Consider the following 12,376-nt stretch of genomic DNA (forward strand, 5'->3'; position numbering starts at 1 on the left):
TCATCGCGATTAACTGTTTAAATCCTGAAAGAACTTTTTAACGCCATCAAAGAAGCCTTCAGCTTTAGGGCTGTGCTTTTTTGATTCGCCAGTTAACGTTGCTTCAAACTCACGCAATAACTCTTTTTGTTTTTCATTCAAGTTAACCGGTGTTTCCATTACCACTTTACACAGTAAGTCACCTACTGCATGGCTACGGACCGACTTAACCCCTTTGCCGCGTAGGCGGAACATGCGCCCTGTTTGGGTTTCTGTTGGGATTTTAAGGCTAACTTTACCGTCTAATGTCGGTACTTCAATCTCGCCGCCTAATGCTGCTTTACTGAATGAAATAGGTACTTCACAGTAAAGGTTATTGGCGTCACGGGTAAAGATAGCGTGTTCTCGCACACTAACTTGAACGTATAAATCACCTGGTGGAGCACCAAACTCGCCTGCTTCACCTTCGCCAGTAAGACGAATACGATCGCCTGTATCGACACCGGCAGGAATTTTAACTGATAAGGTTTTGCTTTTCTCAACTCGACCTTCACCATGGCACTTGCCGCAAGGATCTTTAATGATTTTACCGCGACCATGACAAGTAGGACACGCTTGCTGAACAGCAAAGAAACCTTGACGCATTTGCACTTGGCCTTGGCCATGACACGTACCACATGTGGTTGCAGATGTGCCTTTTTTAGCGCCACTCCCGTCACATAAATCACAGGCAGCTAAAGTAGGAATTCGCAGTTCTTTGGTTAAGCCGCGTACGGCTTCTTCTAAAGACAATTCAAGGTTGTATCGTAAGTCACTACCGCGCGCAGCTTGACGTTGACCACCACCACGGCGACCACCACCAAAAATATCACCGAATACATCTCCAAAGATATCGCCAAAATCACCTTGGCCACCGCCGTGTCCACCACGATTAGGGTCGACGCCAGCATGACCAAATTGATCGTAAGCCGCTTTTTTGTCGCTGTCGGTTAAAATTTCGTACGCTTCTTTAATTTCTTTAAAGCTAGCTTCTGCGGCTTTGTCACCCGGATTACGGTCTGGGTGAAACTTCATCGCTAAGCGTTTGTACGCTTTTTTAATTTCGCGTTCACTGGTGTCACGTCCAACACCGAGAACTTCGTAATAATCACGCTTTGACATAGTGTTCTGTTTCTCGAAGGTGTGAGTAAATTGTTAAACTTAAATTATACAAACGGGCGTTTGAGGATAACCCCAACGCCCGCTTTAACGGTAACCAGCTGAAATTGCTAATTACTTTTTGTCGTCTTTAACTTCTTCGAACTCAGCATCAACAACATCATCAGCAGGCTTTTCTTGGCCAGCATCGTGCGCTTGACCTTCTGCTTCACCTTGAGCTTTAGCTTGAGCAATTTCCATTAACTTAGCAGACGCTTCGATTAGCGCTTGAGTTGCTGTATCAATGGCTTCTTTATCTTTGCCTTTTATGGCAGTTTCTAAAGTTGCGATTGCTGCTTCAATCTTTTCTTTTTCGTCACTAGCTAGTGCATCGCCAGCTTCTTCAACTTGTTTTTTAGTTGAATGAGCTAAACCATCTGCTTGATTACGCGCTTTAACTAACTCTTCAAATTTAGCATCTTCATCAGCATGAGCTTCAGCATCACGTACCATTTGTTCAACTTCTTCATCAGATAAACCTGAAGAAGCTTTGATAGTAATGTTTTGTTTCTTACCTGTTTTCTTGTCTGTTGCAGACACATGTAAGATACCATCAGCATCAATGTCGAACATCACTTCAACCTGTGGTTGGCCACGTGGTGCTGGCTCAATACCTTCAAGGTTAAATTGACCTAATGACTTGTTAGCACTCGCTTGCTTACGTTCACCCTGAAGTACGTGAATAGTCACGGCACTTTGGTTATCGTCAGCTGTTGAGAATACTTGCTGAGCTTTAGTCGGGATAGTGGTGTTCTTCTCGATAAGCTTTGTCATCACACTGCCCATGGTTTCAATACCAAGAGATAGTGGGGTAACGTCAAGTAGAAGTACGTCTTTCACTTCACCAGAAAGTACGCCAGCCTGAATCGCCGCACCAACAGCAACCGCTTCATCAGGGTTAACATCTTTACGAGGCTCTTTGCCAAAGAAGTTAGTTACTGCTTCTTGTACTTTAGGCATACGAGTCTGACCACCCACAAGAATCACTTCATTGATATCTGATATTGATAAATCAGCATCAGCTAGTGCAACTTTAAGCGGCTCTAGAGTACGTTGAATTAAATCTTCAACTAATGACTCTAACTTAGCACGAGTAATTTTAACCACTAAATGCTTAGGACCTGATGCATCAGCAGTGATGTAAGGCAAGTTAACTTCAGTGTGGTTAGTGCTTGAAAGCTCGATTTTTGCTTTTTCAGCGGCTTCTTTCAAACGTTGCATTGCTAAAGGATCTCTACGAAGATCTAAGCCTTGGTCTTTTTTGAATTCATCAGCTAAATAGTTAATCATACGGTTATCAAAGTCTTCACCACCTAAGTGAGTATCACCATTGGTTGCTAGTACTTCAAATGTTTGGTCGCCATCGTTGCTGTCAATTTCGATGATAGAGATATCGAATGTACCACCACCTAAATCGTATACAGCAACAATGTTGTCGCCTTGTTTCTTGTCGATACCGTATGCAAGTGCAGCAGCAGTAGGTTCGTTGATAATACGCTTAACATCAAGACCTGCGATACGACCAGCATCTTTAGTGGCTTGACGTTGTGAATCGTTAAAGTAAGCAGGAACGGTAATAACCGCTTCAGTCACTTCTTCACCTAAAAAGTCTTCAGCAGTCTTTTTCATCTTTTTCAAGATTTCAGCTGAAACTTGTGGTGGTGCCATTTTGTTACCACGTGACTCAACCCATGCATCACCATTATCAGCTGCGATAATTTTGAATGGCATGATGTTCACATCACGTTGAACTTCGTCATCTTTAAAACGACGACCGATTAAACGCTTGATGGCAAAGAATGTGTTTGTTGGATTGGTTACAGCCTGACGCTTTGCTGGCTGGCCTACAATAATTTCATCATCGGTATAAGCGATAATTGATGGGGTTGTGCGATCACCCTCTGCGTTTTCAATTACGCGTGCTTTGCCGCCATCAAGGACTGCTACACACGAGTTTGTTGTGCCTAAATCGATACCAATAATTTTGCCCATGGGGTCCTCCGAAATTGACGTTAGTCGTCACAAATATGTTATTTGATGTTGATATGGGGATGAACAACAAGTATTTCAAGCATTTTGTTGCTTAACTTGAGATTCAAAATTAACCACTCATATCAGCCTTGATACCTATATTGGGACAACAAAGTGAATTACAAGGGGATAAGTAAATATTTATCCTGTTTTATGGATTTTTTTATGCGGGCCATACCAATAATGTAAGGTGGGTGAACAATAAGTCACAACCACAGCCAAAATAAGCGAAATAGTGAAAAAAAACAGTAAAAGCAGCCGGAATAGTGCAGTAACAAAGCGTAGACACGGTAATACTTTACCGAAAGGCACCCACTCTAATGATGAGTTAGATTGTAATAGCGATATAATCGTTACTCATACCAGTATTGAACTTATTAAGCACATCGTTCATTTTCAATCGACATTGGTTTATATCATATTAACCTGCTTGGCATTTCAGCGGTGTTAGTCGTATTTTGCTGTCACACTGCAAACAAAAGCATTAAATAACGCTAATCATTTGATAAAAAATACAACTAGCGTTATAAAAGTATATAGATGTTTAAAAAAGTACTAAAAATTCAAATGATTGTAGAGGAAGTAAGGCAATGGGACTGCCAAGATGGAATTTCAGTGATAATACCGAACGTAAGATACGCATTGTTACCTTAGCAATTGTTATGGTAATTCTAGTTTATGAAAAGTTTTATGGCGTAAGTACCACACAATATCCAGCTATGTATTTGTGTGTATTTTCACTTATCGCCACTTTTATGACCAATGCAGTACAACGTCGATATTTCACTTATGTGATGGAATACGCGCAAGCATTTAGAATTGTGGCGATATTAATGACTTGTGCCTTTTTTGCAATTTGGTTATTAACCACCTATGAACGTTTGGTTGAGCCAGTAACGCCCAGTCATCTTATTTATAATTTATAGCGCTCTGTTATAGCGTCTCTCAGCACAAACAATAAAGGGCGCTTATTTGCGCCCTTTATTATTATAAGTACAACAAAATGCATTATTGCCTACAGGTGTAATCACCCCAAGCTAGCCACTTGTATGTGGTCAGTGCATCTAACGCCATTGGACCACGGGCATGTAATTTCTGGGTGCTCACGGCCACTTCAGCGCCAAGACCAAATTGTGAACCATCGGTGAAACGAGTACTGGCATTCACATACACTGCGGCGGAATCAACTTGATTCATAAAGTCACTCGCTGTGTGAATGTTATCCGTTAAAATGGCTTCAGAATGCCCTGTAGAATAATGACGGATATGCTCCACGGCTTCGTCAATATCATTAACCACTTTGATCCCTAACGTGAGCGATAACCACTCTGTTGAAAACGATTCATCATGTGCAGGTGTAACATCAAAACCTAACCCATCGAGATAAGGTAAAGTTATTGCACAAGCATGGAAATGAACCCCAAGTGAGTGTAAATGTGAGGCAATATTAGGAATAAATTCGGCAGCAACCTGTTGATGTATTAATAATGTATCTAAGGCATTACACACAGTCGGGCGTTGAACTTTAGCGTTGGCAATTACATCGATTGCACGCACTAAATCGGCTTGTTTATCGACAAATAAATGACAGATGCCAATGCCGCCTAAAATGACAGGAATACTCGATTGCTCAGCACACAATCGCTGCAGGTTTTGTCCACCACGAGGGATAATCATATCAACATATTTGTCGAGTCTTAGTAAGCCACTGACAAGACTCCGCTCTGGTGAATCAATGAGCTGCACGGCATCTTTAGGTAAATCTAAACTCACCAATGCATCACGGATAACTTCACTTAGCACTTTATTTGAGGTTAGGGTTTCTTTACCGCCACGCAAAATCACTGCATTACCGGTCTTTAACGCCAACACGGCAATATCAACGGTGACATTTGGCCGAGCCTCATAAATAACCCCCACCACACCTAATGGGACACTGCGACGAGTTAAGCGTAAGCCGTTATCCAATACCCGACTGTCAGCTTCTTTGCCGACAGGGTCGGCTAGTGCGATGACATTATCAATGTCAGCTATAATTCCGCCTAGCCGCCCTTCGTCCAGCATCAACCTATCGATCATGGCTTCGGTTAAACCACTTTGCTTCGCTGCAATGATATCTTGTGCATTCGCTTGTAAAATATCATTTTTCCGCTGCGCTAAGTGGTCTGCAATCGTAGCTAACAATACGTTTTTTTGTTTCGCTGTTAAACTCGCTAAGATAAAACTTGCAGCCTTAGCACGTTGCCCTAATTGAGTTAAATATTCTGTTTCTGTGGCTGACATATGTTTATCCTTAATTATCAAGTACGACCATATCATTGCGATGAACCACGGCATCGCCGTAGTTATAGCCCAGTAGACTTTCTATATCATCAGAATGTTTACCGCTAATTTTGGTTAAATCATTGGCGCAATATCGGCTAATGCCTTTAGCCAAAATCTTACCGGTTTGATTCACAATCAGTAAGGTCGCCCCGCGCTCAAAATTGCCTTCAACATCGACAATGCCTTTAGATAATAAACTACGACCATTAGCAACAACGGCAACCGATGCTCCAGCATCTACAACTAATTTACCTTGTGAAGCAGGACCAGCCAAGATCCATTGTTTGCGACTTTCTAATGGATTTTCGATTGCACTAAAATGAGTACCGACAGACTCCCTCGCCGCCACTTTGGCAATAACATCAGGGTGATGACCGGAAGCGATGACAACTTCTATGCCCGCTCGTCGAGCCACATCCGCCGCTTCAAGTTTAGTCGCCATTCCGCCCGTTCCAAGTCCTGACACTGAACCGCCAGCCAATAAACGTAAACTGTCGTCAATATTGACAACTTGTTTAATTAACTGTGCGTCGGGATGGGTGCGTGGGTCGGCATCAAATAAGCCTTTTTGGTCGGTCAGTAAGATAAGTAAATCAGCATCGCAAAGTAAGGCTGCACGGGCTGATAAATTATCATTATCACCCACTTTAATCTCATTGGTTGCAACTGCATCATTTTCATTAATTATCGGGATAATATTATGAGCTAATAATGCATTTAAGGTGTCGCGCGCATTAAGGTAACGTTCACGATCTTGTAAATCAGCACGAGTTAACAATAACTGGCCAACATGCAACCCGTAAATACTGAACAATTGTGACCAAGCCAAAATTAACTGACTTTGACCCACAGCTGCAAGTAACTGTTTATTGGCCATAGTGTCTGGCAACACTGGATATTGTAAATGCTCTCGCCCAGCAGCTATAGCGCCTGATGTACACAATACGACTTCAACGCCTGAACGCATAAGCGAGGCCATTTGCCTGGCTAATTCAACCATATGTGCTTTATCAAGCTTTTTACTGCCCGATGTCAGCACGCTGGTGCCTAACTTAACTACTACGCGGCGATAACCCATTTGTATTACTCAGCTTACAAAAAATATTCAGTTCATTTTTATACCCAATTCACTCGATAATTCATAGTGAAAGCCGCTAATACTGGAATATTTGTCTAGATTAACCATTTTCAGGTTAATAAATAGTTATCAAACAGTCCTTAATTCTGCTAACTCAGTTGCATTGAGCTGCAATAGGGTAGTTATTGGCGCCTTATTAGAAAAACAAAAAAAGGGCTAATAGCCCTTTTTTATATTGGCTTTAGCCAATTTATTAACTCACTGTACTCATGGACAGCTAATTAACCGTAAATAAACTTGGCAATAAACAATGCGGCCACCACTAAAATACCTGGATTTAAATCTTTAAAACGCCCTGTCATCAATTTGATCGCAGCATAAGAAATAAACCCAAGCCCAATAGCATTGGCAATAGAAAAGGTTAACGGCATTAATAAGCAAGTCACGACAACAGGAGCGGCTTCAGTTAAGTCTTCCCAATCAACATTGACTAGGCCAGACATCATTAAAATAGCAACATAAAACAAGGTTCCAGTTGTGGCATACGCTGGCACCATACCCGCTAATGGCGACACAAATAACGCCGCTAAAAACAGTAATCCAACTACAACGGCAGTTAAACCTGTGCGACCACCTGCACTCACCCCTGCGATACTTTCAATATAGCTAGTGGTAGTTGATGTACCCAATGCAGCACCAGTGATCGTGGCGACGCTGTCTGCGGTTAAGGCACGTTTTACTCGAGGTAAACGGCCTTTTTCATCAAGCAGTCCGCCACGTTGAGCAACAGCGACTAAGGTACCTGATGTATCAAATAAATCGACAAACAAGAAGGCAAAAACCACCGATAACATGCTCACGTCTAATACACTAGACAAGTCCATCTTCATAAATGTCGGTGCAATAGACGGTGGCATTGAAATTAAGCCTTGGTATTGCACATCGCCAAATATCATTCCCAGAACAGTCACAATTAGGATACTGAAAATAACAGCACCCTTTAAGCCACGTTGAACCATAGCAATAATTAAGAAGAAACCTAACGCAGCCATCAATGCAGGAAATGAGGTGATATCGCCCATAGTCACTAATGTTGCAGGGCTAGCCACTACAATACCGGCATTTTTTAAGCCAATTAAGGCTAAAAATAATCCAATACCAGCTGCGATACCAAAACGTAACGACATTGGAATACTGTTGACTATCCACTCGCGGATCCTAACTAAGGATAAAATTAAGAAGCACACTCCTGACATAAAGACCGCGCCAAGTGCTGTTTCCCAGCTGTAACCCATTTCACCAACAACGGTGTAAGTAAAAAAAGCATTCAGTCCCATACCCGGAGCCAATGCAATCGGGTAATTAGCTAATAACCCCATAACTAAGCAACCGATGGCAGCAGCTAAACATGTGGCAACAAATACTGCACCATGATCCATCCCTGCATCAGCAAGCATCATAGGGTTAACAAAAATGATGTAGGCCATCGTTAAAAAAGTAGTCAGACCGGCCACAGCCTCTTGCTTAAGACTGGTGTTGTTCTGTTTAAGTTTAAATAGTTTTTCTAACATGGAACGGGGTTCCTTGGGCAAAGGTTAACATTGGATTAATGGTTAAATTGCTACAGATGAGGATGCGGTAAGCCTTGTGCTACTGACCATACTCGCTGAGTCGACATCATTACAGAGGGCTTACTTTATTGCGGGGAATTATAAATACTTACGACCTTGATAGCTATCAATAGCCTTTTTGTTGAAAGATTTCAGTTTTTTATATAGCGCACTAATCAATTAGCGACTAACCAATTAGCTACTAACCAATTAGCTACTAACCAATTAGCTTGAATCTAACTAAAAGCTAGCTGAATTTAAGACAAAAAAAAGCCTACTCAATAGAGTAGGCAGACATGTTACAAGCATCCCATATGGGGAAAGGAAAGCTAGCACCACTTAACGTGATGTGGCGATAAATTAATTAATTTACCACCCTGTCTAAAACCGTCAAACGAGACGAACAAAAGGTTGATGGATATTAACACTACGTAAAGAGGGTCAATTCTTAACGTTTCATGGCGAATATACCGCCACGTAAAACTGTTACGTCGGCAAACCAAGTGTTTTGCCAATAAAATTTGCTGTTACCTGTATAAGACATAGTCATGCTCCTGATTAAAGTAAAGTTGTATAAACCTAGTAAAGCTTGGCTCGGTTCCCTGGAACGTACATTTCTCAAATCCATTGAGACAACTTGTCACTCAGATCCTTGGAGGTTATATCCATCCTGGATTAACTAGAGTCGACAAACACATTGCTTGTCGACGAAGTGAATTATACAAAACTGTAATTTAATTACAAGTATTATTTGCTTTAATTCACAAAAACATCATTAAAAGTGATTTAATTACAATTACTTCGTATTAAAACTATGTATAACTATTGTTATCAACATGTAAACTATAAATAAATCCATTATAAAACAAGTAATTAAATATAATATGACTACACCTTTGAAAACTGTAATAAAGCAACCAAAGGGCTTGCAGTTGGCTTTCCATATAGAGGATCGCCCTCCACCGCACTGCCTGCAATATCAATATGGGTAAATGCCAGCTCTGTTTGAGCTAATCCAGAGGCTTTTATCAAGAAAGCGGCAGGATATTGATGCCCACGAGCCGTAATTGAAGACGGACCATTATTCGATGACACCACATCTGCAGCGCCATTTTTATCGGCAACTTTATCAAAGTCTTCTGGACGTAATCGTGAAACCTCAAATGGTTCACCGCATAACTGACCCACTTCAGCGAGTGTTGCTGCAACCCCTTGCTTTTTAGCCGCGCTATTTTCAACTAATGCAGGGTAACCACCGTAGGCTCGCACAACATGACCGGTTAACGTCGCCACCGAAAATAATTGTGGATTCACTGCGGTTTGAGCCTGTATTCGCAAATGCGATAATAAGTCAGCCAATACTAAGCGACCTTCTGCATCAGTATTACCAATACGGACTCGCACACCTGCGTGGCTAGTAATGATCTCATCGGTGACAAATGCATCACTGCCAATACTGTTTCTTACTAATCCGAGTTCAGCAATGACTTTAATACCTTTAGGTTTCAGTATTGATAGTGCTTTCATTAAACCGGCAACTGCTGCCGCGCCACCTTTATCACGGCTCATTCCAGCCATAGATCCTGCAACTTTAATATCAGCGCCACCTGTGTCGTAAACCACACCTTTGCCAGCAAAGAATAAGGTTTTTGTAATAGGGCCTTCACCAGCATATTCAAGCTTTACCACTCGTGGATGATGACGTGCAACATCAAAAGAGCTTCTGCCCACTGCACAGAGTAATGGGTATTGCGCTTTTAACTGCTCGACTTGATCAACCACAGATACAGCCAAATCGCTATCAGCAAAAGCATCAACACAATATTGTGCAAACCCAATAGCCGACATACGCTCAGGTTCTGTACCACAAAGATCGCGCGCCAATACTCGTCCAGATTCTGCCGCATTAAGTAATAAACTATGGGTGGCAGTATTCAATAGTCCAATCGCGGTAAAACTCGGTTGTAAAGACTTTGCTTCTCGCGCCTCTAACGGTTGCCAAAGCTCTTGTCCACACGCCAGTGCGGCAACTTGTTCTGCATTGGCAAAGCGATTGTCAGTTACCCTTGGAACAACAAGTAAAGGTTTAGTGGCACCTGCGGCTTTAGCAATGGCAATACCTTCTCGAGCGGCTTTGGCAAAAATCCTGACATCGCTATACTCATTGTCGCTATCTGTCACTGGGGAGATAATCAAACGACCACCGGCTAACCCTGGCGCAAAAAGGAGCGTGGCACTGTTACCGACACGGAAATCTATTTGACTAGCGTGTGCAGCAAGCAAACTCACTTCATCTTGTTTGATCTCAGCTAAACTCGTCGCTATCACAACAACAGCGTCCCAACCTTCGCCTTCAAAAATAGCCTCATCACTTGTGACATCAATAATTGGCACTTGGTACGCGGTAACCGCTTTATTCACTTGGGTCATACAAGATCCTTACTCTTTAGGAATATAGATAAATTAGTGGGTTCATAATTATTTACAGATTTGTGGACTAAACCTTGGCAAATCGCTATCGCAATATCAAGTAACTGCGCAGAATATGTTAAAATAGTGGCAGTAATATTTTGTGTCGTATATCGACTTGATTTCATCTTAGAGGGCGTTTCGTGACTGCATTAACTCAATTATATCCTCAGCCTCTATGGCAATGGTTTGAACAAATTTGTGCTATTCCACATCCATCAAAACATGAACATGCGTTATCACAACATATTCAACAATGGGCAAAAGCTCAAGGCCTTGCGGTTGTTGAAGACAAAGTGGGTAATTTAATCATCCGTAAGCCTGCTACTGCAGGAATGGAAAACTGCAAAATAGTGGTGTTACAAGCGCACATTGATATGGTGCCGCAAAAAAATGCCGACAAAGTACATAACTTTGAAACCGATCCGATAGAAGCCTATGTAGACGGTGATTGGGTTAAAGCCAAAGGCACTACCTTAGGTTCAGATAACGGTATTGGTATGTCTTCGGCGCTGGCCGTTTTAGGCAGTAAAGACATTAAGCACGGGCCACTCGAAGTGCTGCTCACCATTGATGAAGAAGCCGGCATGACGGGCGCTTTTGGTTTAGAAGCCGGTTACCTTGATGCTGAAATTTTAATTAATACTGATTCAGAGCAAGAAGGTGAAATCTACATGGGTTGCGCCGGCGGTGTTGATGCACAGATAAGTATACCAATGTCTTGGCAAGCACCAGAACAAAGCAACGCCAGCTTTTCACTGACTATGTCGGGTTTAAAAGGCGGCCATTCTGGTGTCAATATTCATCTTGGTCGTGGTAACGCTAACAAGTTATTAGCGCGATTTTTATTTAAATACAGTGACGAATTAGCCTTAGAGCTGGTCAGCTTTAGTGGTGGTTCGCTGCGTAATGCTATTCCACGTGAAGCTAACGTTCAATTGATGTTGCCAGCTGAAAATGTTGAAGCATTAAAACAAGCTATTGAGTCATTTCAAGCGTTAGTGCGTGAAGAGTTAGCCGTAGCTGACCCATCGATGTTACTCACATTAGCCGCTATTGATGCACCAACAAAAGTCATGGGCGAAGAAGCGCAAAATACCTTAATCGATTTATTACATGCTTGCCCTAACGGCGTAATGCGCATGAGTGATGAAGTGGAGGGTGTGACTGAAACATCACTAAATATAGGCGTGATCAGTACTGAAGATGAAAGCGTAGAAATATTATGCCTTATTCGTTCATTAATCGATTCGGGGCGTGAAGAAGTCACCGGTATGCTAACCGCACTATCAAATCTATCGGGTGCTAGCATTGATTTAAGCGGTGCTTATCCAGGTTGGAAACCAGACACTAGCTCATCTGTTATGGCAATTGTGCGTGACACCTATAACGATATTTATAAAAAAGATCCTACTGTGATGGTTATTCATGCGGGTCTTGAATGTGGTTTATTTAAAGAACCTTATCCACATATGGACATGGTATCGATTGGTCCGACGATTCGCTATCCGCACAGCCCAGATGAAATGGTTAACATCACCACGGTTGGTCAATATTGGGAATTACTGCTAGCTGTATTAGAGCGTATTCCTGCTAAAGAGGCGTAATCAATCAAGTGATTATGGCCAAGATTATAATTGGCGGATAAGCTATAAATCAAAGGCGACAGCAATGTCGCCTTTTTGCT

General features: G+C 42.0%; 8 protein-coding genes. 2 read left to right on the top strand and 6 right to left on the bottom strand.

Annotated features, from left to right (window positions below):
* Nucleotides 1-9: 9 nt before the first annotated feature.
* Nucleotides 10-1,140: a molecular chaperone DnaJ gene (dnaJ, locus tag HNW13_RS08965; protein WP_011636444.1), complete on the bottom strand. Its 1,131-nt coding sequence runs from the start codon at nucleotides 1,138-1,140 to the stop codon at nucleotides 10-12.
* 111 nt (nucleotides 1,141-1,251) lie between these two features.
* Nucleotides 1,252-3,168: a molecular chaperone DnaK gene (dnaK, locus tag HNW13_RS08970; RefSeq protein WP_101085774.1), complete on the bottom strand. Its 1,917-nt coding sequence runs from the start codon at nucleotides 3,166-3,168 to the stop codon at nucleotides 1,252-1,254.
* A 629-nt stretch (nucleotides 3,169-3,797) separates the two neighbouring features.
* On the opposite strand from dnaK, the gene HNW13_RS08975 reads away from it, so the two are divergent.
* A complete protein-coding gene (locus tag HNW13_RS08975; RefSeq protein WP_101085776.1) occupies nucleotides 3,798-4,133 on the top strand; it encodes a hypothetical protein in 336 nt (111 codons plus the stop codon).
* Nucleotides 4,134-4,215: 82 nt separating this feature from the next.
* Here HNW13_RS08975 and HNW13_RS08980 read toward each other — a convergent pair whose 3' ends face one another.
* The 4 genes from HNW13_RS08980 to HNW13_RS08995 form a co-directional block, all read right to left on the bottom strand.
* Entirely contained in the window at nucleotides 4,216-5,490 is a 1,275-nt protein-coding gene (locus HNW13_RS08980; RefSeq protein ID WP_192115820.1) for a glutamate-5-semialdehyde dehydrogenase, read from the bottom strand.
* Between the two features lie 10 nt (nucleotides 5,491-5,500).
* Entirely contained in the window at nucleotides 5,501-6,610 is a 1,110-nt protein-coding gene (gene proB / locus HNW13_RS08985) for a glutamate 5-kinase (protein ID WP_162022517.1), read from the bottom strand.
* A 281-nt stretch (nucleotides 6,611-6,891) separates the two neighbouring features.
* A complete protein-coding gene (locus tag HNW13_RS08990; RefSeq protein ID WP_192115819.1) occupies nucleotides 6,892-8,181 on the bottom strand; it encodes an NCS2 family permease in 1,290 nt (429 codons plus the stop codon).
* Nucleotides 8,182-9,108: 927 nt separating this feature from the next.
* On the bottom strand, nucleotides 9,109-10,650 hold the full coding sequence (locus HNW13_RS08995; protein WP_192115818.1) for a leucyl aminopeptidase family protein: 1,542 nt from the start codon (nucleotides 10,648-10,650) through the stop codon (nucleotides 9,109-9,111).
* Nucleotides 10,651-10,832: 182 nt separating this feature from the next.
* Between HNW13_RS08995 and HNW13_RS09000 the strand changes: the two genes are divergently transcribed.
* Nucleotides 10,833-12,296 (top strand): aminoacyl-histidine dipeptidase, encoded by a 1,464-nt coding sequence (locus HNW13_RS09000; protein ID WP_101085788.1) that lies wholly within the window; start codon nucleotides 10,833-10,835, stop codon nucleotides 12,294-12,296.
* Nucleotides 12,297-12,376: the final 80 nt, after the last annotated feature.

The sequence above is a fragment of the Shewanella sp. BF02_Schw genome, assembly GCF_014596695.2.
Taxonomy (GTDB): domain Bacteria; phylum Pseudomonadota; class Gammaproteobacteria; order Enterobacterales; family Shewanellaceae; genus Shewanella.

What these genes read in the sequence shown, in the direction of transcription:
- proB (WP_162022517.1), bottom strand. Translation starts at nt 6,610, where the DNA reads ATGGGTTATCGCCGCGTAGTAGTTAAGTTAGGCACCAGCGTGCTGACA.
- HNW13_RS08990 (WP_192115819.1), bottom strand. Translation starts at nt 8,181, where the DNA reads ATGTTAGAAAAACTATTTAAACTTAAACAGAACAACACCAGTCTTAAG.
- dnaJ (WP_011636444.1), bottom strand. Translation starts at nt 1,140, where the DNA reads ATGTCAAAGCGTGATTATTACGAAGTTCTCGGTGTTGGACGTGACACC.
- HNW13_RS08975 (WP_101085776.1), top strand. Translation starts at nt 3,798, where the DNA reads ATGGGACTGCCAAGATGGAATTTCAGTGATAATACCGAACGTAAGATA.
- HNW13_RS08980 (WP_192115820.1), bottom strand. Translation starts at nt 5,490, where the DNA reads ATGTCAGCCACAGAAACAGAATATTTAACTCAATTAGGGCAACGTGCT.
- dnaK (WP_101085774.1), bottom strand. Translation starts at nt 3,168, where the DNA reads ATGGGCAAAATTATTGGTATCGATTTAGGCACAACAAACTCGTGTGTA.
- HNW13_RS08995 (WP_192115818.1), bottom strand. Translation starts at nt 10,650, where the DNA reads ATGACCCAAGTGAATAAAGCGGTTACCGCGTACCAAGTGCCAATTATT.